This window comes from Acidovorax benzenivorans (genome assembly GCF_028680575.1).
Taxonomy (GTDB): Bacteria; Pseudomonadota; Gammaproteobacteria; order Burkholderiales; family Burkholderiaceae_C; genus Acidovorax; species Acidovorax benzenivorans.
Window position 1 is genome coordinate 139,624 of record NZ_JAPCKI010000004.1, and the last position, 21,674, is coordinate 161,297.

Sequence of the window (21,674 nt, forward strand, 5' to 3'; positions counted from 1 at the left end):
AGCCACGGGCCCCGCCGCTGCGCGTGGGGCCAGCGTCAGCCACCAAAAAGATGCGCAGGCAGGCCGGGCGTGCTGATGTCCACGGCAAACAGTGCACCGGCCAGTGGCTCGGCCGCGATCTGCTCGGGCGTGAGGCCGGTGCGGGCCGAGGTGATGTACAGCGTGCGCAAATCTGCACCGCCAAAGGCGCAGTTGGTGACCTGGCTCACGGGCAGGGTGATGCGGGCCAGCTCTTCGGCCGTGTCGGCATCGTGGCAGGTGATGCAGCCACTGCCCCAGTGCGCCACCCACAGGCGGCCTTGCGCGTCGGTGGTCATGCCGTCGGGCACGCCGTCGGCAGCGGGCCAGTGCTTCCACAGCGTTTTGTCGCTCACGGTGCCGGTGGCCGGGTCGCAGCGGTAGCGGTAGGTGGTGCCCTGCACCGTGTCGTTGAAAAACATGGCCGGGCCCTGCGCAGTGGTGGCCCAGGTGGGGCCATTGGTCACGGCAAAACCATCGTCGTGCCGCACGCATGCGCCGCTGGCGGTGTAGCTGTAAAGCGCGCCTGTAGGGGCCTCGCACGCAAAGTCCATGCTGCCGCTCCAAAAGCGCCCTTGGGCGTCGCACTTGCCGTCGTTGAAGCGGTTGCCCGTGCGCTCCGGCTCGGGCTGGTGCAGGTAGCGCGGGGCGATATCGACAGCCGGGTCGAACAGTGCAAAACCCCGGCGCAGCGTAACGATGAAGCCCGGTGCGTGGGCGCGCTCGGCGATGGCGGAGATTTCTTCATCAAACGTCCAGCGCTGGCGGGCGCCGGTGGCCGGGCTCCACCGGTGCAGCTCGCGCTGCAGGATGTCCACCCAATACACGGCCTGCTCGCGCACCGACCACAACACGCCTTCGCCCAGTGCGTTGCCCAGTGTGATCACGCAGCGCACGGCGCCGGTTGTTGTTGGAACAGAAGCGGACGCGCCTGCGGGCGGTGGGATGGGGGTATCCAGCAAAGGGCGCACGTTGGTTGTCTCCGGTCGTTTTTTTGCATCGGCCTGCCGCCAGGCACTTGACGAGCGGCATCTTATCAACGCCAATTGATGCTTGAAATGAATTTTTTTGCCATTGATTGATTGCAATATTGATATGTCACAACTTTTTACTCCCTCTTCTTCCTCGACCGACGCCACGGGTGCCCCCCAGGGCCTGGCGAAATTCCCCAGCCTGCAAGGCCGCGCCGTGTTTGTGACCGGCGGCGGCAGCGGCATTGGCGCGGCCATCGTGGCCGCGTTTGCTGAACAAGGCGCCCGCGTGGCCTTTGTGGACGTGGCGCGCAACGCGAGCGAGGCCCTGGCCCAGCACATTGCCGACGCGGGCCTGCCCCGCCCCTGGTGGCGTGTGTGCGACGTGCGCGACGTGCACGCCCTGCAAGCCTGCGTGGCCGAAGCGGCGGCCGAGCTGGGCTGCGACTTTGCGGCGCTGGTGAACAACGTGGCCAGCGACGACCGGCACACGCTCGAATCTGTGACCCCCGCGTACTACGACGAGCGCATGGCCATCAACGAGCGCCCCGCCTTCTTCGCCATCCAGGCCGTGGTGCCGGGCATGCGCAGGCTGGGAGCGGGCTCGGTCATCAACCTGGGCTCCACGGGCTGGCAGGGCAAGGGCACGGGCTACCCCTGCTATGCCATTGCCAAGTCGTCGGTCAACGGCCTCACGCGCGGGCTGGCCAAGACGCTGGGGCAGGACCGGATCCGCATCAACACGGTGTCCCCGGGCTGGGTGATGACGGAGCGGCAGATCAAGCTGTGGCTGGACGCCGAAGGCGAGAAGGAGCTGGCGCGCAACCAGTGCTTACCGGACAAGCTGCGGCCGCATGACATTGCGCGGATGGTGTTGTTTTTGGCGTCGGATGATGCGGCTATGTGTACGGCGCAGGAGTTCAAGGTGGATGCGGGATGGGTTTGATTTTGTGAAGTCTTTTTGGGCTCTGGCGCTTATCCATTAAGCGCCGGTAGCTATTGTTTTTGTAGTTTCTGGTGATCTACGAGCGTTCGAGCTGAGCCCGTCTGAGCCGGCGCGCGCTGGTTTGAGAGGCATGCTTGGATTCAGGGCGGAGGCCGGGAGTCGCCCGGCGTGCGAGTAACTTTCTTTCGCGTCGCCGAAAGAAAGTCACCAAAGAAAGGGCGGCCCTACTGTCTGCGACCCCTTCGCTTCGCTACGGGGCAACCTGGGGTGCTCGGTCACGGGGTGCACCGCAGAACTCGCTGCGCGCCTACGGCGCTTCGTTCGAACAACTGCGGTGAGTCAGTTCACGAAGCATGTGTGTCCTTCGGCACACATGCCACCCCGCGCCCTGCGCGCCCCAGGCGCATCCAGAAGGGAACCCAGGGAGCGGACATCCACACGGGCCATTGCTTCGCTGCGCTGCGCTCGGCCCCAACTCGCGGGCGCAAGCGCCACGCGCTGCGGACGCTGGGCCGAGCGCAGCGATGGCCCGAATGGATGTTGGCTGTTTGGATGTTCGGCTGTCCACCCCCTGCTGGCTGCGCCTGCGGCGGGGCGGTTGTGGGGTGAGCATGGGCGTCGAAGCGCCCATGCCTCGTGAACTGACTCGCCGTGGATGTCTGAACGAAGCTGCACCGCAGCGCAGTGAGTTCCACGGCGCACCCCACAACCGACACGACGCAGGTTTGCCCCTTCGCACCGCGAAGGGGTCGCAGACTGGGGGGCGCCTTTTCTTTGGTGACTTTCTTTTGGCGAAGCAAAAGAAAGTTACTCGCACGCCGGGCGACTCCCGGCCTCCGTCCCCAGCAAAGGCATGCGGCTCATTCAGCGCACGAAAACAAACACTACAAAATCAATAGCTACCCGCGCATATTCCACTAGCGCATCCAGCCAATAACACCCAAAGCCATCAATCCCCCACATCCAACCGCCGCCCATACTGCACCAGGCTCGTCTGCTTCAACGCCTTCATCATCACCTTCGCCGCCGGCGACAACAGCCTGTCTGACCGCGTGATGATCCCGAACGCATCCATATGGCACGGCATCGCCAGCGGCAACACCGTCACGATCCCATGCGCAGCGTAATAGCGCGCCACATCCTCCGCCACCACCGCAATCATGTCGCTCTGCTGCAGCATGCGCGTGATGAACAACAGCGCCGATGTCTCCACCGTGTGCAGCGGCGGCGCCAGCCCGTCCTGCTGGAACATCAGGTCAAACCGGTGCCGCAGCACGCTGCCCGCAGGTGGCACGATCCAGCTGGCCGACACCACATCGCGCAGCGTCAGCCCGCTCATGCTCGACAGCGGGTGGCCCGGGCGGGTCATGGCGCAGACCAACTCCTCCGTCAGCGACTCATAGCGCAGGTTCTCCTTGTCGTGCTCTTCGTACAGGCGGCCCACCACGATGTCGAGCTTGCCCTGCTCAAGCCGCTCCAGCAGCACCGGGCTGGTTTCGATGTCCAGCGAAATGCGCAGGCTGGGGTGCTCCTGCTTGACCTGCGCCACGGCGGCGGGCAGCAGGCTCAGGCCGGGCGAGGTGATGGCGCCAATGCCCACCTGGCCGTAGTGCCCGCGCTTGAGCGCACCGATCTCGTCGTGCGCCTGGTTCAGGTTGGCCAGGGCCATGCGCGCGTGGCGAATCATGGTCTCGCCATACCAGGTGGGTCGCATGCCACGCGGCAGGCGGTCAAACAGCGACACCTCCAGCACGTCCTCCAGGTCCTTGAGCAGCTTGGACGCAGCAGGCTGGGTCATGCTGAGCACCTGGGCGGCGCGGTGGATGTTGCCCTCTTCGGCCAGGGCCACCAGCAGCAGCAGTTGGCGCGTCTTGAGGCGGGCGCGGATGAACCAGTGGTTGTAGGTGCTCATGGATGGCGGAGGACGCAAAAGGGAGGGGTTTTCCAGAATGCAAAGAACGATATGTATTTTGTCTAAAAAACGATTGGATTGATATCAAAACCTTGCCTAGACTTCGCCGCAACTGCAACAAAGGCCTCTCTCCATGAAGCTCGGCGACCTCCAGCTCAGCCCCCGGCACCTGATCAACGGCCGGTGGGAAATCGGCACCACCACCGGCACCAGCACCAACCCGTCAGACACCCGCGAGGTGGTGGCCGAATACGCCCGCGCCGACCGCAACCAGACCGAGCTGGCCGTGCGCGCTGCAGCCGACGCCCTGCCCACCTGGAGCCAGAGCACACCCCAACGCCGCGCCGACGTGCTGGACATGATCGGCAGCGAGCTGCTGGCACGCAAGGACGAGCTGGGCGCGCTGCTGGCGCGTGAAGAAGGCAAGACGCTGCCCGAAGGCATCGCCGAAGTGGCGCGCAGCGGGCAAATCTTCAAGTTTTTTGCGGGCGAGGCGCTGCGCATCCAGGGCGAGCTGCTGGCCTCGGTGCGCCAGGGCGTGCAGGTGGACGTGACCCGCGAGCCCGTGGGCGTGGTGGGCATCATCGCGCCGTGGAACTTCCCGTTCGCCATCCCGGCCTGGAAGATCGCCCCGGCCCTGGCCTACGGCAACACCGTGGTGTTCAAGCCCGCCGAACTGGTGCCCGCCTGCGGCTGGGCGCTGGCCGAAATCATCAGCCGCAGCGGCCTGCCCGCCGGTGCCTTCAACCTCGTCATGGGCAGCGGCCGCGAGGTGGGGCAGACGCTGGTGGACCACCCGCTGGTCAACGCGCTGAGCTTTACCGGCTCTGTTTCCACCGGCGACCGCATCCTGCGCGCCGCCAGCCAGCGCCGCGCCAAGGTGCAGCTGGAGATGGGAGGCAAGAACCCGCTCATCGTGCTGGCCGACGCCGACCTGGACCAGGCGGTGGACTGCGCGCTGCAGGGCTCGTACTTCTCCACCGGCCAGCGCTGCACGGCGTCGAGTCGCCTCATCGTCGAGGCCGAAGTGCACGACGCCTTTGTGGCGCGCCTGCGCAACCGACTGGCCAGCCTGAAGGTGGGCCACGCGCTGGAGCGCGGCACCGAGATGGGCCCGGTGGTGGACGACAACCAGCTGGCCCAGAACCTGGGCTACATCGACATTGCGCGCAATGAGGGGGCGGAGCATGTCTGGGGTGGCGAGCGCCTGGAGCGCCCCACCCCAGGCCATTACATGAGCCCCGCCCTCTTTCTGGCCCGCCCCGAGCACCGCGTGGCGCGCGAGGAAATCTTTGGCCCCGTGGCCTGCGTGCTGCGGGCTGACGACTACGAGCACGCACTGGCCTTGGCCAACGACACGCCCTTTGGGCTGTGCGCGGGCATTTGCACCACATCGCTCAAGCGCGCCATGCACTTCAAGCGCCACGCGGCCGTGGGCATGACCATGGTGAACCTGCCCACGGCGGGCGTGGACTTTCATGTGCCTTTTGGTGGTCGCAAGGAATCGAGCTACGGCGCCCGCGAGCAGGGGCGCTACGCCGCCGAGTTCTACACCACGGTCAAGACCGGCTACATGCTCGCCTGAGCCTCATTCTTCCTTCCCGTTCTCTTCCCGCAACCATCGTCAACCAACCATTACAGACAGGAGACAAGATGATGAAAATGAACCGCCGCACCGTTGCTGCCGCCTTGGCCAGCGTGCCCGTGGCCGCCTTGCTGCCCGGCACGGCCTGGGCGCAAAAGCCCCTCGTGCTGGGCTTCAGCCAGGTGGGGGCCGAGAGTGAATGGCGCACCGCCAACACCGAGTCCATCAAGTCGGCCGCCAAGGAGGCGGGCATCGAGCTGAAGTTCTCGGACGCGCAGCAAAAGCAGGAGAACCAGATCAAGGCCATCCGCTCGTTCATCGCGCAGAAGGTGGACGTGATTGCGTTCTCGCCCGTGGTGGAGTCCGGCTGGGAGCCCGTGCTGCGCGAGGCCAAGGCCGCCAAGATCCCCGTGGTGCTGACCGACCGCGCGGTGAACACCAAGGACACGTCGCTGTACGTGACCTTCATGGGCTCGGACTTTGTGGAAGAAGGCCGCAAGGCCGGCCGCTGGCTGGTGGAGAAGATGAAGGACCAGAAGGGCGAGGTCAACATCGTCGAGCTGCAAGGCACCGTGGGCTCCGCCCCTGCCATCGACCGCAAGAAGGGCTTTGAAGAAGTCATCAAGGCCGACCCCAAGTTCAAGATCATCCGCAGCCAGACCGGCGACTTCACCCGTGCCAAGGGCAAGGAAGTGATGGAAGCCTTCCTGAAGGCCGAGGGCAAGAAGATCAATGTGCTGTACGCGCACAACGACGACATGGCGATTGGCGCCATCCAGGCCATCGAAGAGGCCGGTATGAAGCCCGCCAAGGACATCACCATCATCTCCATCGACGCAGTGAAGGGCGCCTTTGAAGCCATGATCGCCGGCAAGCTCAATGTGAGCGTGGAGTGCAGTCCTCTGCTGGGCCCACAGCTGATGAGTGCCGTCAAGGACATCAAGGCCGGCAAAGCCGTGCCCAAGCGCATCGTGACGGAAGAAGGCATCTTCCCGATGGAAGTGGCGGCGAAGGAAATGCCTAACAGGAAGTATTAACCCCCTGAGGCGCTGCGCGCCTTCCCCCTTTCTCTCGCATCGCTGCGCGATGCGGGAAGGGGGACGCCACCGGCGCGGCGGGGCGGCCCTTGCGCGGTGGCACTGGCCTTAGACCGTGCCAGTTGCGTCAGCCTTTGGCGAGCTTTAGGCGACCGTCAAAACAACAAATTCAAACCAGGAGACAGAAACCCATGAAGCGTGCAATTTTCAAGGCCGTGTTGGCCACCGTGGCACTGGCTGCCATTGGCGCCACGTCCGTGGCATCGGCCCAGGACAAGGGCACCATCGGCATCTCGATGCCCACCAAGTCCTCGGCGCGCTGGATTGCCGATGGCGACAACATGGTCAAGGTGCTCAAGGACCGGGGCTACAAGACCGACCTGCAGTACGCCGAAGACGACATCCCCAACCAGCTCGCGCAGATCGAGAACATGATCACCAAGGGCGCCAAGGTGCTGGTGATCGCATCCATTGACGGCACCACACTGTCGCGCGTGCTGCAAAGCGCGGCAGACAAGGGCGTGAAGGTCATCGCGTACGACCGCCTCATCAAGGGATCGAAGAACGTGGACTACTACGCCACGTTCGACAACTTCCAGGTGGGTGTGCTGCAGGCCACGTCCATCGTGGACAAGCTGGGCTTGAAGCAAGGCAAGGGTCCGTTCAACATGGAACTGTTCGGCGGCTCGCCCGACGACAACAACGCCTTTTTCTTCTACGACGGCGCCATGAGCGTGCTGCAGCCCTACATCGACAGCGGCAAGCTGGTGGTGCGCAGCAAGCAGACCGGCATGAACAAGGTGGGCACGCTGCGCTGGGACGGCTCGGTGGCCCAGGCGCGCATGGACAACCTGCTGTCGGCCTACTACGGCAAGGACAAGGTGCATGCGGTGCTGTCGCCCTATGACGGCATCTCCATCGGCATTCTGTCCTCCCTCAAGGGCGTGGGCTACTGCACCGCCCAGCAGCCCTGCCCCGTGGTCAGCGGCCAAGACGCTGAGGTGCCTTCCATCAAGTCCATCCTCAAGGGCGAGCAGTCTTCCACGGTGTTCAAGGACACCCGCGAGCTGGCCAAGGTGGCCGCCAACATGGTGGACGCCGTGCTGACGGGCAAGCAGCCCGAGATCAACGACACCAAAACCTACAACAACGGCGTGAAGGTGGTGCCCTCGTACCTGCTCAAGCCCGTGTCGGTGGATGCCTCCAACTGGAACTCTGTGCTGGTGGGCAGCGGGTATTACAAAGAGTCTCAGATCAAGTGAGCACGAGCGGCTTCTGCATCTAAAGCCGCCGCTTGCGAATGCCTCTGGGGCAGCGCAGGCGGCACGCAACCGGGATGGGGCCAGAGGCCCCACCAACAGACTGAGAGACCATGCTTCTTGAAATGCGGAACATCCGCAAAACCTTCCCCGGCGTGGTGGCGCTGAACCAGGTCAACCTGCAGGTGCGGGCCGGGGAGATTCATGCCATCGTCGGCGAAAACGGGGCGGGCAAATCCACGCTGATGAAGGTGCTTTCGGGTGTGTACCCACACGGCAGCTACAGCGGCCAGATACTGTTCGACGGGCAGGAGCGCGAGTTCGCGGGCATCCGCGACAGCGAGCACCTGGGCATCATCATCATTCACCAGGAGCTGGCGCTGGTGCCGCTCCTGTCGATTGCCGAGAACATCTTCCTGGGCAACGAAACCGCGCGGCACGGCGTCATCGACTGGATGGCTGCCCACAGCCGCGCCCAAGCGCTGCTGCACAAAGTGGGCCTGCGCGAATCGCCCGACACACCGGTGGGCCAGCTGGGCGTGGGCAAGCAGCAACTGGTGGAGATTGCCAAGGCGCTGTCGCGCAAGGTGCGCCTGCTGATCCTGGACGAGCCCACTGCCAGCCTCAACGAGAACGACAGCCAAGCCCTGCTGGACCTGCTGCTGGAGCTGAAAGCCCAGGGCATCACCTGCATCCTGATCTCGCACAAGCTCAACGAAATCTCGCGTGTGGCCGATGCCATCACCGTGCTGCGCGATGGCAGCACCGTGCAGATGCTGGACTGCCGCGAAGGCCCGGTGAGCGAAGACCGCGTGATCCAGGCCATGGTGGGCCGCGAGATGAGCGACCGCTACCCGCAGCGCCAGCCGCAAGTGGGTGACATTGTTTTTGAGGTGCGCAACTGGCGCGCCCACCACCCGCAGCGCAGCGACCGCGAGCACCTCAAGGGCATCGACCTGAATGTGCGGCGCGGCGAGATCGTGGGCATTGCGGGCCTGATGGGCGCAGGCCGCACCGAGCTGGCCATGAGCATCTTCGGCCGCTCCTGGGGCCAGCGCATCAGCGGCGAAGTGCGGCTGCACGGCCAGCCCATCGATGTGAGCACGGTGGAAAAGGCCGTGCGCCAAGGCCTGGCCTATGTGACCGAAGACCGTAAGGGCAATGGCCTGGTGCTGAACGAAGACATCCAGTTCAACACCTCGCTGGCCAACCTGCCGGGCGTGTCGTTCGCCAGCGTGATCGACAGCGGCCAGGAACACCGCGTGGCACAGGACTACCGCGAGAAGCTGCGCATCCGCTGCTCGGGCGTGGACCAGAAGACGCTGAACCTCTCGGGCGGCAACCAGCAAAAAGTGGTGCTGAGCAAATGGCTGTTCACCAGCCCCGAAGTGCTCATCCTCGACGAGCCCACGCGCGGCATCGACGTGGGCGCCAAGTACGAGATCTACACCCTCATCGCCCAGTTGGCGGCCGAGGGCAAATGCGTGATCGTGATCTCCTCCGAAATGCCTGAGCTGCTGGGCATCACGGACCGCATCTATGTGATGAACGAAGGCCGCTTTGTGGCCGAGATGCCAACTTCAGATGCCTCGCAAGAAAAGATCATGCGAGCGATTGTGAAAGCCAGTTGATATGAGCCAGACCACCCATCCCCCCGCCAGCACGCTGGCAGACGGAAACCCGACAGCAGCGGCGCGGCACGACAAGTCGCTGCTGCAGCACCTGCAGCACAACCTGCGCGAATACGGCATGTTGATCACGCTGGTGGCCATCATGGGCTTCTTCCAGTACATGACCGAGGGCACGCTGATGCAGCCCTTGAACCTGACCAACCTGGTGCTGCAGAACAGCTACATCGTCATCATGGCGCTGGGCATGCTGCTGGTCATCGTGGCCGGGCACATCGACCTGTCGGTGGGCTCGGTGTGTGGCTTCATCGGCGCACTGGCTGCGGTGCTGATGGTCGAATACAACTGGCACTTTGTGCCCGCCACGCTGCTGTGCCTGCTGTGCGGCGGGCTCATCGGCGCCATTCAAGGCGGGTTTGTGGCCTTCTCGCGCATCCCCTCGTTCATCGTCACGTTGGCGGGCATGCTGGTGTTCAAGGGCCTGGCGCTGGCGCTGCTGGCGGGTCAGTCGGTGGGGCCGTTCCCCTCGGCGTTCCAGATGCTCAGCTCGGGTTTTATCCCCGACCTGTTCAGTGTGGAGGGGCTGCGCCTCACCTCGCTGCTGCTGGGCGCGGCCGTGGCAGCGGCCCTGGCCGTGGGCGGCCTGCGCCAGCGCGCCAACCGGCTGCGCCACGGCGTGCAGACAGAGCCTGCGGGTCTGTTCATCGCCCGCACCATCGTTTTTGGCGGGCTGCTGGTGTACTTCAGCTACCTCCTGGCCTCATACAAGGGCCTGCCCAACGTACTCATCGTGATGGCGCTGCTGATCGTGCTGTTCGACTTTGTCACCAGCCGCACCACCGTCGGCCGCCGCATCTATGCCATGGGCGGCAATGAGAAGGCGGCCAAACTCTCGGGCATCAAGACCGAGCGGCTCACGCTGTATGCCTTCATCAACATGGGCGTGTTGGCAGCCCTGGCCGGGCTGGTGTTTGCGGCGCGGCTGAACACCGCCACGCCCAAGGCGGGCCTGGGTTTTGAGCTGGACGTGATTGCGGCCTGCTTCATCGGCGGCGCATCGGCATCGGGCGGCGTGGGCAAGGTGATGGGCGCGGTCATCGGCGCCTTTGTGATGGGCGTGATGAACAACGGCATGTCCATCCTGGGCATCGGCATCGACTACCAGCAGGTCATCAAGGGCGTGGTGCTGCTGGCAGCCGTGCTCGTGGATGTCTACAACAAGAACAAGGCATGACGGTTTCCATGGACGCATCCACCGTTCACGCCCCCGCTGCCGCGCCTGTGCTGCAGCTTTCGGGCATCCACAAACAGTTTGCGGGCATCCCCGTGCTGCGCGACGTGCAGCTCAACCTCTACCCTGGCGAGATCCATGCGCTCATGGGGCAAAACGGTGCGGGCAAGTCCACACTGATCAAGGTGCTGACGGGCGTGCTGGAAGCCAGCGGCGGCCAGATGCGGCTGGGCAATGAAGCCGTGTGGCCTGACTCGCCGCTGGCCGCGCAGCGCCTGGGCATCAGCACGGTGTACCAGGAGGTCAACCTCTGCCCCAACCTCTCGGTGGCCGAGAACATCTTTGCGGGCCGCTACCCGCGCTGCGGCATCGCGCAGGGCTTTCGCATCGACTGGGCCACGCTGCACCAGCGCGCGCGCGACCTGGTGGCGCGCATCGGGCTTCAGATCGACGTGACGCGCCTGCTGTCGGACTACCCCGTGGCCGTGCAGCAGCTGGTGGCGATTGCCCGGGCGCTCAGCATCGAATCGCGTGTGCTGATCCTGGATGAGCCCACCTCCAGCCTGGACGACGACGAAGTGCAAAAGCTCTTCGAGGTGCTGCGGCGCCTGCGCAGCGAGGGGCTGTCTATCGTCTTTGTGACGCATTTCCTGAACCAGGTGTATGCCGTGTCCGACCGCATCACCGTGCTGCGCAACGGCAGCTGGGTGGGCGAGTGGCTGGCCAAAGACCTGGGGTCACAAGCGCTGATCGCCGCCATGCTGGGCCGCGACCTGGCCGCGGCGTCGGAGCAACCCGCACCAGCGCCCACCGTGGACAGCCGTCAAGCCACGCTGCTGCAAACCGAGGGCCTGGGGCAAGACACGCAACTGCAGCCGCTGGACCTGCAGATCCGCGCTGGCGAGGTGGTAGGCCTGGCGGGCTTGCTGGGCTCGGGCCGCACCGAGCTGGCGCGCCTGCTGTTCGGCCTGGAGCAGCCCGACCGGGGCGCGCTGCGCATCGACGGGCAGGTGGTGAAGTTTGCCAACCCCAAGGACGCGATCCGCCATGGCCTGGCCCTGTGCCCCGAGGAGCGCAAGACCGACGGCATCGTGGCCGAACTCTCGGTGCGCGAGAACATTGCGCTGGCGCTGCAGGCCCGCATGGGCGTGGGCAAATTTCTCTCACGCGCCGAACAAACGGCGCTGTCCGAGCGCTATGTGAAGCTGCTGGGCATCAAGACCGAGAGTGTGGACAAGCCCATCGGCCTGCTCTCGGGCGGTAACCAGCAAAAGGCGATCCTCGCCCGCTGGATGGCCATCGAGCCGCGCCTGCTCATCCTGGACGAACCCACGCGCGGCATCGATGTCGCAGCCAAGCAAGAAATCATGGAGCAGATCCTGCAGCTGGCGCAGGCCGGTATGGCCGTGTTGTTCATCTCTTCCGAAATGAGCGAGGTGGTGCGCGTGGCGCACCGCATCGTGGTGCTCCGCGACCGCAAAAAGGTCGGCGAACTGCCAGCGGGCAGCAGCGAAGACGCCGTCTACGAACTCATCGCCGCAGAACAACATGCCTGAAGAACGCAATACCCCCTCCCCCATTACCGCGCTGCTGCACCATCGATTGGCTTGGCCCATCATCACGCTGCTGTTGTTGCTGGGCATCAACACGGCCTTCAACGCGAGCTTCTTGCACATCGAATGGCGCGACGGCCACCTGTACGGCAGCCTCATCGACATCCTGAACCGCGCCGCACCGCTGGTGCTGGTATCGCTGGGCATGACGCTGGTGATCGCCACTCGGGGTATCGACATCTCAGTGGGTGCGACGGTGGCCATTGCAGCGGCCGTGGCAGCGTGGCTGATCGGCGGCTCGGTGTCGGGCACCGAAAGCCGGTTTCCCCTGCCGGTCGCCATTCTGGGTGCCATCGGCATCGCACTGCTGTGCGGGCTGTGGAACGGCGTGCTGGTGGCCAAGGTGGGCATGCAGCCCATCATTGCCACGCTGATCCTCATGGTGGCGGGCCGGGGCATTGCCCAGCTCATCACCGATGGGCAGATCATCACCATCTACTACACGCCCTACTTCTTCATGGGCGGCGGGTACCTGGCGGGTCTGCCGTTCTCGCTGTTTGTGGTGGCCGTGGTCTTTGCCGTGCTGTACCTGGCCATCACGCGCACGGCGCTGGGCCTGTTCATCCAGGCAGTGGGTATCAACCCTACGGCGGCGCGGGTTGCGGGCGTGCAGGCGGGGCGGCTTATCGTGGCGGCCTATGTGTTCTGCGGTGTGTGCGCGGGCATTGCGGGGCTGCTCATCAGCTCCAACGTGAAGAGCGCAGACGGCAACAACGCCGGGCAGCTGCTGGAGCTGGACGCCATCCTGGCCGTCACGCTGGGTGGCACCGCCCTCACCGGAGGCCGCTTCAGCCTGGTGGGCAGCGTGATTGGTGCGCTCATCATCCAGACGCTGACCTACGCCATCTACTCGCTGGGCGTGCCGCCCGAGATCAACCTGGTGGTGAAAGCTGTGGTGGTGTTCATCGTGATGCTGCTGCAGTCGCCCGAGTTTCGGGCGCAATTGGGCGCCCTGGCACGCCGCCCCGGCGCGGGAGCCTTGCAATGAGCGCCGTGCCCAAGACCGCAGGCTTCAGCAGCGTGAGCCGCCCTGCCCCACAGGCCACCGCTGCACGCGCCCGGTTCAACCCCAAGTACCTGCCGCTGGCGGCCACCATCTCGCTGTTCGTGGCCATGGCCACGCTGGGTTCGGTGCTGTACACCGGGTTCTTCTCGGCCCAGGTGTTCCTCAACCTGCTGATCGACAACGCCTTCCTCATCATCGTGGCGGTGGGCATGACGTTCGTGATCCTGTCGGGCGGCATCGACCTCTCGGTGGGCTCGGTGGTGGCGCTGACCACCATGGTGCTGGCCGCGCTGGTGGAACACCGGGGCTGGAACCCGATGGTCGCCATCCCGCTGGTACTGCTGATGGGCACGGCGTTTGGCGCGTTCATGGGTTTCCTCATCGAGCGCTTTCGACTGCAGCCCTTCATCGTGACGCTGGCCGGCATGTTCCTCGCGCGGGGGCTTTGCTACCTGATCAGCATCGACTCGATCAGCATCACACACGAAGGCTACTCGGAGTTGGCCCAGTGGCGACTGCCGCTGTGGGAAGGCGCATCGCTCTCGCTGGGCGCGCTCATCGCCATCGTCGTGCTGCTGGTGGCCCTGTTTGTCGCGCACTGCACGCCGTTTGGCCGCAGCGTGTATGCGGTGGGCGGCAGCGAGCACTCGGCTGTGCTCATGGGCCTGCCGGTGCGCCGCACGCTGATTGGCGTGTACACGCTCTCGGGCTTTTGCTCTGCGCTGGCGGGGGTGGTGTTCACGTTCTACATGCTGTCGGGCTATGGCCTGCATGCCGTGGGCATGGAGCTGGACGCGATTGCCGCCGTGGTCATTGGCGGCACGCTGCTCACCGGTGGTGTGGGCTATGTGGCGGGCACGCTGTTTGGCGTGCTCATGCTCGGAATCATCCAGACCCTGATTTCCTTCGACGGCACGCTCAGCTCCTGGTGGACACGCATCGTCGTTGGTGTGCTGCTGTTCGCTTTCTGTCTGCTGCAGCGGCTGCTTTCGCGCCGCTCGGGCAAGGCCCATTGACTCTTCATTTCTCCTCTTTCTCTCGCACCCCACCATGACCACCCCCAAGCGCAAACTCCGCTCCGCCGAATGGTTCGGCACGGCCGACAAGAACGGCTTCATGTACCGCAGCTGGATGAAGAACCAGGGCCTTCCCGACCATGTCTTTGACGGCCGCCCGGTGATCGGCATCTGCAACACCTGGTCCGAGCTGACCCCGTGCAACGCCCACTTCCGCAAGATCGCCGAGCACGTCAAGCGCGGCATCTACGAAGCCGGGGGCTTTCCGGTCGAGTTCCCGGTGTTCTCCAACGGCGAATCCAACCTGCGCCCCACGGCCATGCTCACGCGCAACCTGGCCAGCATGGACGTGGAGGAAGCCATCCGCGGCAACCCCATCGACGCGGTGGTGCTGCTCGTCGGCTGCGACAAGACCACCCCGGCTCTGCTGATGGGCGCGGCCAGCTGCGACGTGCCGGCCATCGTGGTCACGGGCGGGCCCATGCTCAACGGCAAGCTCGACGGCAAGGACATCGGCTCGGGCACGGCCGTGTGGCGGCTGCACGAATCGCTGAAGGCGGGCGAGATCAACGAGCACCAGTTCTTCGCGGCGGAAGCGGGCATGTCGCGCTCGGCCGGCACCTGCAACACCATGGGCACGGCCAGCACCATGGCCTGCATGGCCGAGTCGCTGGGCACCTCGCTGCCGCACAACGCAGCCATCCCGGCCGTGGACTCGCGCCGCTATGTGCTGGCCCACATGTCGGGGCGGCGCATCGTGGAGATGGCGCACGAGGGGCTCACGCTCTCCAAGATCCTCACGCGCGAGGCCTTCGAGAACGCCATCCGCACCAACGCCGCCATCGGCGGCTCGACCAACGCGGTGATCCACCTGAAGGCGATTGCCGGCCGCATCGGCGTGCAGCTGGACCTGGAGGACTGGACACGCATCGGCCGCGGCACGCCCACCCTGGTGGACCTGCAGCCCTCGGGCCGCTTCCTGATGGAAGAGTTCTACTACGCCGGTGGCCTGCCCGCCGTGCTGCGCCGCCTGGGGGAGAACGGGCTGCTGCCGCACCCCGACGCCCTCACCGTCAACGGCAAGAGCCTGTGGGACAACGTGCGCGAGGCGCCGCAGTACAACGACGAGGTGATACGCCCGATCGACAAGCCACTGATCGCCGATGGCGGCATCTGCATCCTGCGCGGCAACCTGTCGCCGCGCGGCGCGGTACTCAAGCCCTCGGCCGCCTCGCCCGAGCTGCTCAAGCACCGGGGCCGCGCCGTGGTGTTCGAGAACCTGGAGCACTACAAGGAACGCATCGTCGACGAGGACCTGGACATCGACGCCAGCTGCGTGATGGTGATGAAGAACTGCGGCCCCAAGGGCTACCCCGGCATGGCCGAGGTGGGCAACATGGGCCTGCCGCCCAAGCTGCTGCGCCAGGGCGTGAAGGACATGGTGCGCATTTCGGACGCGCGCATGAGCGGCACGGCCTACGGCACGGTGGTGCTGCACGTGGCACCCGAGGCCGCCGCGGGCGGCCCGCTGGCCGCCGTGCGCGACGGCGACTACATCGAGCTCGACTGCGAGCAGGGCCGCCTGCACCTCGATATCAGCGACGAGGAACTGGCCGCGCGCCTGGCCGCATTGGCGGGCACCGACAACGGCGGGCGCGGCGGTTACCAGCGCCTGTATGTGGACCATGTACTGCAGGCCGACGATGGCTGCGACTTTGACTTCCTCGTCGGCTGCCGTGGCGCCGCCGTCCCTCGCCACTCTCACTGATGTCGGCGGCTAACCAGCTCGTTGGAATGCTACATATTTCATAGCTATTAGCGCTTGATAGACAAGCGCCAGAGCCGTATTCCACTCCAATTTCCACCTTTCCTCCGCCATGCCAGCCACCCATTCCCTCCAGAACCCTCGCTACCGAGGCATCTTCCCCGTGGTGCCCACCACCTTCCACGAAGACGGCACGCTCGACCTCGACAGCCAGAAGCGCTGCCTTGACTTCATGATCGATGCCGGTGTGGACGGCGTCTGCATCCTGGCCAACTTCTCCGAGCAGTTCTCGCTGTCCGACGCCGAGCGCGAAGTCATCACCCGCACATCGCTGGAGCATGTGGCAGGCCGTGTACCGGTCATCGTCACCACCACCCACTACGGCACCCGCGTGTGCGCCGAGCGCAGCCGCGCCGCGCAGGACATGGGCGCCGCCATGGTGATGATCATGCCGCCCTACCACGGCGCTACTTTCCGCGTGCCCGAGGCGCAGATTTACGAGTTCTATGCCCGCGTGTCCGATGCGATCGGCATCCCGATCATGGTGCAGGACGCGCCCGCCAGCGGCACCGTGCTGTCGGCCCCCTTCCTGGCCCGCATGGCGCAAGAGATCGAGAACCTGGCCTACTTCAAGATCGAAGTGCCCGGCGCCGCCAGCAAGCTACGCGAGCTGATCCGCCTGGGCGGCGACGCCATCGAAGGCCCGTGGGACGGCGAAGAAGCCATCACCCTGCTGGCCGACCTGGATGCCGGTGCGACAGGCGCGATGACGGGCGGCGCCTTCCCCGATGGCATCCGCCCCATCATCGAGGCGCACCGCCAGGGCGATGCCGACCTGGCCTTTGCGCTGTACCAGCGCTGGTTGCCGCTCATCAACCACGAGAACCGCCAGGGCGGCATCCTCACGGCCAAGGCGCTGATGAAGGAAGGCGGTGTGATCACCTGCGAGGCGGGTCGCCACCCCTTCCCGGCCATGCACCCCGAAGTGCGGCGCGGCCTGATCGACGTCGCACGGCGGCTGGACCCGCTCGTTCTGCGCTGGGCGCGTTAAGCAGGACACGCATGGTGCCCGCACGTTTTCTGGTGCCCGCCGAAGCGGGCCTTATCGCCCTGGACTGGGGCACCAGCGCATTGCGAGTCTTCCGCATGGGCGCGCATGGCGAGGTGCTGGAGACACGGCACCGCCCCTGGGGCATCATGAACCTGCCCCCCGCCACCGCGAGCGCAGCAGACAGCGAGCCTGGCGCCGCGTTTGAAAGCGCACTGCAAGACACCTGCGGCGACTGGCTGACCGCCGCACCCGGCCTGCCCCTGCTGGCCTGCGGCATGGTGGGCAGCGCCCAAGGCTGGCGCGAGGCCAAGTACCTGCACACGCCCACCTCGCTCGATGCACTGGCGCGGGGCCTGACGCTGGTGGAGCGGCGCGACGGCCCGCCGCTGCACATCGTGCCGGGCCTGTTGCAGCAGGGCGCGCTGCCCAACGTGATGCGCGGCGAAGAAACCCAGGTGCTGGGCGTGCTGGCGGGCCTTGCGCTGCCTGCGGATGCGCCCGTGCTCATCGGCCTGCCCGGCACCCACAGCAAATGGGTGCTGGCACGCCGGGGCGCCATCGAACAGTTCCACACCTTCATGACCGGCGAGGTGTTTGCCGCACTGCGCGACCACACGATTCTGGGCAAGACCATGCAGGCCGCAGCGGCACCCGACGACGATGCCTTTGCGCGCGGGCTGGAGGTGGCGCGGGGCAGCGATGCCGCGCTGGGACTGCTCTCGCACATCTTCAGCACCCGCACGCTGGGGCTGACCGGCGCGCTGGCGCCTACCGCGCAAGCGGACTACCTCTCCGGCCTGCTGATCGGGCACGAGGTGGCGAGCCTGAGCCGCGCACAGGATCAAACCCCAACAACACCACAAACGCTGGTGCTGTGCGGCGAGCCCGACCTGTGCCGCCGCTACGTCGTCGCGCTGCAGACCCATGGCTTTGCCACACCCACCATCGCCACGCAGGCCACGGCCACCGGGCTGTGGCAGATCGCGCTGGCGGCAGGGCTGGTCGTTGCGCCAGCACCCTCCTCCTCACACCCCTTCACCGCCGGGAGTCTGGCTGCATGAACCCCATCGACAAAGCCCTGTTCCACATCCTGCAGCGCTGCGGGCTCATCGCCATCCTGCGCGGCGTGCAGCCGCATGAGGTGGTGGCCATCGGCCACGCGCTGTACGACGCAGGGTTTCGCATCATCGAAGTGCCGCTCAACTCGCCCGAGCCGCTGGCCAGCATCCGCGCACTGCGCGATGCGCTGCCCGCCGACTGCCTCGTGGGTGCAGGCACGGTGCTCTCCATCGATGCCGTGGCCGATGTGGCCGCAGCCGGTGGGCAGATCATCGTCATGCCCCACAGCGACCCCGACGTGATCCGCGCCGCACGCGCCGCCGGCATGGCCTGCGCGCCCGGCGTGGCCACGCTGACCGAGGCCTATGCCGCGCTGGCCGCCGGGGCCAACATGCTCAAGCTGTTCCCGGCCGAGGCGCTGCCGCCCCATGTGCTCAAGGCCTGGCGCGCCGTCATCACGCCGCCCATGGCGCTGGTGCCCGTGGGCGGCATCGTGCCCGAGAGCATTGCGCCCTATGCCGCCGCTGGCGCCAGCGGCTTTGGCCTGGGCTCGGCCCTGTACCGGCCCGGTGACCAAGCCCCCGAGGTGGCGCACAAAGCCGCAGCGTTCGCGCGTGCCTGGCAGGCATCCTTTGGCACAGCGCCCGCCACGGCCTGAACCGCCCCCCTACTCGTTCCAGACAACCCAGCACTTCTGAACCGACTGCCCATCCCCCATGAAGATCACCCGACTCACCACGTTCATCGTCCCGCCGCGCTGGTGCTTCCTCAAAATAGAAACCGACGAAGGCATCACCGGCTGGGGTGAGCCCGTGCTGGAGGGCCGCGCGCACACCGTGGCCGCTGCGGTCGATGAGCTAGCCGACTACCTCGTCGGCAAAGACCCGCGCCACATCGAAGACCACTGGACAGTGCTGTACCGGGGCGGCTTCTACCGGGGCGGCGGAGTACACATGAGCGCGCTGGCCGGCATCGACCAGGCGCTGTGGGACATCAAGGGCAAGGCGCTGGGCGTGCCCGTTTCCGAGCTGCTGGGTGGCAATGTACGCAGCCACATCAAGGTCTACAGCTGGATCGGCGGCGACCGCCCCAGCGAGACAGCCGCCGCCGCCCAGGCCGCCGTGGCGCGCGGTTTCACGGCCGTCAAGATGAACGGCACCGAAGAAATGCAGTACGTGGACAGCTACGACAAGGTGGAGCGCTGCCTGCAGAACGTGGCCGCCGTGCGCGAGGCTGTGGGCCCCAATGTGGGTATCGGCGTGGACTTCCACGGCCGTGTGCACCGGCCCATGGCCAAGGTGCTGGTCAAGGAGCTGGAGCCCTACAAGCTCATGTTCATCGAAGAGCCGGTACTGAGCGAACACGAAGAGGCGCTGAAGGAGATCGCCCGCATCTCGTCCACCCCCATCGCCCTGGGCGAGCGCCTGTACTCGCGCTGGGACTTCAAGCGCGTGCTGCAAGGCGGCTATGCGGACATCATCCAGCCCGACCCCTCGCATGCAGGCGGCATCACCGAAACCCGCAAGATCGCCAGCATGGCCGAGGCCTACGACGTGGCCCTGGCCCTGCACTGCCCGCTGGGCCCCATTGCTCTGGCCGCCAACCTGCAGCTGGACGCCGTTTGCTACAACGCCTTCATCCAGGAGCAAAGCCTGGGCATCCACTACAACCAGGCCAATGACCTGATGGACTATGTGTCCAACCCCCGGGTGTTTGCGTACCAGGACGGCATGGTCGCCATCCCCACCGGGCCGGGGCTGGGGATTGAAGTGAACGAGGACTATGTGCGCGAGCGGGCGCAGGAGGGGCACCGGTGGAGGAACCCGGTGTGGCGGCACCGGGATGGGAGTTTTGCGGAGTGGTGAGGGGGTTGAGCGCCTTGTTAACCGATTCAGCGGACTGGGCTGCTGTTGGCCCCAAGGCGACAGTAGGTCAGAGTACCGCAAAGCGATCATCGATTTACAACCGGGTGGCTCGCAGCCCGAACCCAGCCAGTTCCTGGCTATAGTTTGCCTACTTGAAGTTAGCCGGGTTTTGCGGATTTTTCCACCTGCGCACACATCGCTCATGACATCCCCACCACTTACAACCCGTGAGTACGCCTACTTTCATGTCACGGGGCCAGGCACGCATGAGGACGTGACAGCGTTGCTCGGTCTGAGACCTTCAGAAGCATGGAATGTTGGGGACACCAATCCGCGCAATGGAAGGCCACGAAAGTCAATGAGCTGGCGTATGGGTAGCGGCCTTGACGACACCAGTCCTCTCGCGGAGCACATCGGCGCCCTTTTACATTGGCTGCGGCCGAAAGCATCGGATCTCCGACAACTATGGGTTGAGCATGACCTTACTTTGCAGTGCGTAGGCTACTTTCCGCCAAGCGGGCATGGGATGCACTTCGACCGCGAGCAGGTCCGTAAAGCTGCTCAACTGGGGTTAGCGCTGGATCTAGACTTTTACTACGTGGATGACCACGAACATGAAATCTAGCCTGTTAGCCCTCCGGAAGCGATCAGCGTTGAATTTCTGCTTCTATTTCCTACCAACGACTGCTCCTAGCCGATCACAGACTTTGACCATTGCATCGCACCCAGACGTTCAAGAAAAGAACCGCTTCAACGCATCTTCAAATGCAGGCACATCTGCCCCCACGTGCGAGGTGTTGTACTCGGCCTTGAGCGTCACCAGGCCCGGTAGGTTCTGCGAGGCAATTTGGTCGAATAGAGGGATGCCTATCAGTGGGTGGTTGCCACCACTCGCACCCGCGAGGAACAAGGTCACAGGCAAGGTCTTGCCGTCGATCTGCTTCTCAAACGCCAAGACTCCGGCAGGGCTGGTGTGCTCACCCACGCTGCACTCTGTCGATAGATAGTATGAAAAGCTGGGCGGTACATCTGCACGCGCCTCCAGTATCAGCGCCGCCAGCACAAAATAACCGCCATGGGACAAGCCCGACAACGCCCTTCGTTTGGGGTCTGCGCGGTACTGGCGTTCAATGGCTGGCGCCAGTTCTTTCACAAGAAAGTCGAGGTACTTGACTGCGCCCGGCATGAGGAAGTCTGTGCCCCGCCATGCGGTACCACCAATGCCGACCAGCACGGCCTGGGTACCGCGTCGCTGCATCACCTCCTTGAAGGTGTCGAATCGCGAGCGATTGGGGCCTCCGTACTGAGCATCACCTTCGGTCGCGTAGATGACTGGCAGAGTCGCGGTACTCGTAGCGTATGACTCTGGCAAGAAAACCTGAATTGGGTAGGTGTTGCCATTGGACGCCGACTTGATCGTAGAGTTGATCACCTGGCCTCCCCCCGCAGGCGCAGGACTCTCGCCGGAGTCTCCGCCACCGCATGCGGACAAGACTGCGGCCACCGCGGAAACGAGCGCGCAGCGTCGCGTGTGCTGGAATCCTGTGTTCATGTGTGTTTCCTCCTGCGCCACCATTGTGGCAGGGCCTATTGACGCAGCTCAGCCATCTTGCGGGCCAAGCACGGCTGTGATCTGGAGCCCTTGCTTAGTCCCCCGGACGGGGCATTGCACTAGCTGCCAGCGGCAGCGTAGGCAACCCACAAGATCCTTA

General features: G+C 65.2%; 18 protein-coding genes. 15 read left to right on the forward strand and 3 right to left on the reverse strand.

Annotation, left to right across the window (positions count from 1 at the left end):
- Positions 1–35: 35 nt before the first annotated feature.
- Entirely contained in the window at positions 36–980 is a 945-nt protein-coding gene (locus OIN59_RS08795; RefSeq protein ID WP_274109882.1) for an SMP-30/gluconolactonase/LRE family protein, read from the reverse strand.
- A gap of 133 nt (positions 981–1,113) precedes the next feature.
- Between OIN59_RS08795 and OIN59_RS08800 the strand changes: the two genes are divergently transcribed.
- On the forward strand, positions 1,114–1,935 hold the full coding sequence (locus OIN59_RS08800) for an SDR family NAD(P)-dependent oxidoreductase (protein ID WP_274109326.1): 822 nt from the start codon (positions 1,114–1,116) through the stop codon (positions 1,933–1,935).
- Positions 1,936–2,884: 949 nt separating this feature from the next.
- Here the strand turns inward: OIN59_RS08800 and OIN59_RS08805 are convergent.
- On the reverse strand, positions 2,885–3,847 hold the full coding sequence (locus OIN59_RS08805; protein WP_274109328.1) for a LysR substrate-binding domain-containing protein: 963 nt from the start codon (positions 3,845–3,847) through the stop codon (positions 2,885–2,887).
- A gap of 133 nt (positions 3,848–3,980) precedes the next feature.
- Between OIN59_RS08805 and OIN59_RS08810 the strand changes: the two genes are divergently transcribed.
- From OIN59_RS08810 to OIN59_RS25340, 14 genes are all read left to right on the forward strand, one after another.
- Positions 3,981–5,432: an aldehyde dehydrogenase family protein gene (locus OIN59_RS08810; protein WP_274109330.1), complete on the forward strand. Its 1,452-nt coding sequence runs from the start codon at positions 3,981–3,983 to the stop codon at positions 5,430–5,432.
- A gap of 71 nt (positions 5,433–5,503) precedes the next feature.
- Complete coding sequence (locus OIN59_RS08815; protein ID WP_274109332.1) at positions 5,504–6,469, forward strand: ABC transporter substrate-binding protein; 966 nt, start codon at positions 5,504–5,506, stop codon at positions 6,467–6,469.
- 191 nt (positions 6,470–6,660) lie between these two features.
- A complete protein-coding gene (chvE, locus tag OIN59_RS08820; protein WP_274109334.1) occupies positions 6,661–7,731 on the forward strand; it encodes a multiple monosaccharide ABC transporter substrate-binding protein in 1,071 nt (356 codons plus the stop codon).
- 110 nt (positions 7,732–7,841) lie between these two features.
- A complete protein-coding gene (gene mmsA / locus OIN59_RS08825; RefSeq protein WP_274109336.1) occupies positions 7,842–9,359 on the forward strand; it encodes a multiple monosaccharide ABC transporter ATP-binding protein in 1,518 nt (505 codons plus the stop codon).
- 1 nt (position 9,360) lies between these two features.
- Positions 9,361–10,590 carry a multiple monosaccharide ABC transporter permease gene (mmsB, locus tag OIN59_RS08830; protein ID WP_274109338.1) on the forward strand — a complete coding sequence of 410 codons (1,230 nt, stop codon included), beginning with the start codon at positions 9,361–9,363 and terminating at the stop codon, positions 10,588–10,590.
- Positions 10,587–12,143, forward strand: coding sequence for a sugar ABC transporter ATP-binding protein (locus OIN59_RS08835; protein ID WP_274109340.1), 1,557 nt, complete (start codon positions 10,587–10,589; stop codon positions 12,141–12,143). The genes mmsB and OIN59_RS08835 overlap by 4 nt, the downstream gene beginning before the upstream one ends.
- A complete protein-coding gene (locus tag OIN59_RS08840) occupies positions 12,136–13,188 on the forward strand; it encodes an ABC transporter permease (RefSeq protein WP_274109342.1) in 1,053 nt (350 codons plus the stop codon). The genes OIN59_RS08835 and OIN59_RS08840 overlap by 8 nt, the downstream gene beginning before the upstream one ends.
- The gene (gene yjfF / locus OIN59_RS08845) at positions 13,185–14,222 is read left to right on the forward strand and encodes a galactofuranose ABC transporter, permease protein YjfF (RefSeq protein ID WP_274109344.1); all 1,038 of its coding nucleotides are present in this window, start codon (positions 13,185–13,187) and stop codon (positions 14,220–14,222) included. The genes OIN59_RS08840 and yjfF overlap by 4 nt, the downstream gene beginning before the upstream one ends.
- A 34-nt stretch (positions 14,223–14,256) precedes the next feature.
- Positions 14,257–15,990, forward strand: a complete 1,734-nt coding sequence (locus tag OIN59_RS08850) for an IlvD/Edd family dehydratase (RefSeq protein ID WP_274109345.1) — start codon at positions 14,257–14,259, stop codon at positions 15,988–15,990.
- A gap of 109 nt (positions 15,991–16,099) precedes the next feature.
- Positions 16,100–17,038, forward strand: a complete 939-nt coding sequence (locus OIN59_RS08855) for a dihydrodipicolinate synthase family protein (RefSeq protein ID WP_274109347.1) — start codon at positions 16,100–16,102, stop codon at positions 17,036–17,038.
- Positions 17,039–17,049: 11 nt separating this feature from the next.
- Entirely contained in the window at positions 17,050–18,099 is a 1,050-nt protein-coding gene (locus OIN59_RS08860; RefSeq protein WP_274109349.1) for a 2-dehydro-3-deoxygalactonokinase, read from the forward strand.
- Positions 18,096–18,755 carry a 2-dehydro-3-deoxy-6-phosphogalactonate aldolase gene (locus OIN59_RS08865; protein WP_116749616.1) on the forward strand — a complete coding sequence of 220 codons (660 nt, stop codon included), beginning with the start codon at positions 18,096–18,098 and terminating at the stop codon, positions 18,753–18,755. Before OIN59_RS08860 ends, OIN59_RS08865 begins: the two co-directional genes overlap by 4 nt.
- 58 nt (positions 18,756–18,813) lie before the next feature.
- Positions 18,814–19,962, forward strand: coding sequence for a galactonate dehydratase (gene dgoD / locus OIN59_RS08870; protein ID WP_274109352.1), 1,149 nt, complete (start codon positions 18,814–18,816; stop codon positions 19,960–19,962).
- Positions 19,963–20,164: 202 nt separating this feature from the next.
- On the forward strand, positions 20,165–20,587 hold the full coding sequence (locus OIN59_RS25340; protein WP_407655073.1) for a DUF4279 domain-containing protein: 423 nt from the start codon (positions 20,165–20,167) through the stop codon (positions 20,585–20,587).
- A gap of 108 nt (positions 20,588–20,695) precedes the next feature.
- On the opposite strand, the gene OIN59_RS08875 is transcribed toward OIN59_RS25340, so the two are convergent.
- Positions 20,696–21,514 (reverse strand): alpha/beta hydrolase, encoded by an 819-nt coding sequence (locus tag OIN59_RS08875; protein WP_274109354.1) that lies wholly within the window; start codon positions 21,512–21,514, stop codon positions 20,696–20,698.
- Positions 21,515–21,674 lie beyond the last annotated feature (160 nt).

Excerpts from the sequence above, each read along its gene's own strand:
- OIN59_RS08810 (WP_274109330.1), top strand. The coding sequence starts at position 3,981 with ATGAAGCTCGGCGACCTCCAGCTCAGCCCCCGGCACCTGATCAACGGC.
- mmsA (WP_274109336.1), top strand. The coding sequence starts at position 7,842 with ATGCTTCTTGAAATGCGGAACATCCGCAAAACCTTCCCCGGCGTGGTG.
- OIN59_RS08815 (WP_274109332.1), top strand. The coding sequence starts at position 5,504 with ATGAAAATGAACCGCCGCACCGTTGCTGCCGCCTTGGCCAGCGTGCCC.
- dgoD (WP_274109352.1), top strand. The coding sequence starts at position 18,814 with ATGAAGATCACCCGACTCACCACGTTCATCGTCCCGCCGCGCTGGTGC.
- OIN59_RS08835 (WP_274109340.1), top strand. The coding sequence starts at position 10,587 with ATGACGGTTTCCATGGACGCATCCACCGTTCACGCCCCCGCTGCCGCG.
- OIN59_RS08840 (WP_274109342.1), top strand. The coding sequence starts at position 12,136 with ATGCCTGAAGAACGCAATACCCCCTCCCCCATTACCGCGCTGCTGCAC.
- OIN59_RS08860 (WP_274109349.1), top strand. The coding sequence starts at position 17,050 with ATGGTGCCCGCACGTTTTCTGGTGCCCGCCGAAGCGGGCCTTATCGCC.
- mmsB (WP_274109338.1), top strand. The coding sequence starts at position 9,361 with ATGAGCCAGACCACCCATCCCCCCGCCAGCACGCTGGCAGACGGAAAC.
- yjfF (WP_274109344.1), top strand. The coding sequence starts at position 13,185 with ATGAGCGCCGTGCCCAAGACCGCAGGCTTCAGCAGCGTGAGCCGCCCT.
- OIN59_RS08875 (WP_274109354.1), bottom strand. The coding sequence starts at position 21,514 with ATGAACACAGGATTCCAGCACACGCGACGCTGCGCGCTCGTTTCCGCG.
- OIN59_RS08850 (WP_274109345.1), top strand. The coding sequence starts at position 14,257 with ATGACCACCCCCAAGCGCAAACTCCGCTCCGCCGAATGGTTCGGCACG.
- OIN59_RS08805 (WP_274109328.1), bottom strand. The coding sequence starts at position 3,847 with ATGAGCACCTACAACCACTGGTTCATCCGCGCCCGCCTCAAGACGCGC.
- chvE (WP_274109334.1), top strand. The coding sequence starts at position 6,661 with ATGAAGCGTGCAATTTTCAAGGCCGTGTTGGCCACCGTGGCACTGGCT.
- OIN59_RS08855 (WP_274109347.1), top strand. The coding sequence starts at position 16,100 with ATGCCAGCCACCCATTCCCTCCAGAACCCTCGCTACCGAGGCATCTTC.
- OIN59_RS08800 (WP_274109326.1), top strand. The coding sequence starts at position 1,114 with ATGTCACAACTTTTTACTCCCTCTTCTTCCTCGACCGACGCCACGGGT.
- OIN59_RS08865 (WP_116749616.1), top strand. The coding sequence starts at position 18,096 with ATGAACCCCATCGACAAAGCCCTGTTCCACATCCTGCAGCGCTGCGGG.
- OIN59_RS25340 (WP_407655073.1), top strand. The coding sequence starts at position 20,165 with ATGACATCCCCACCACTTACAACCCGTGAGTACGCCTACTTTCATGTC.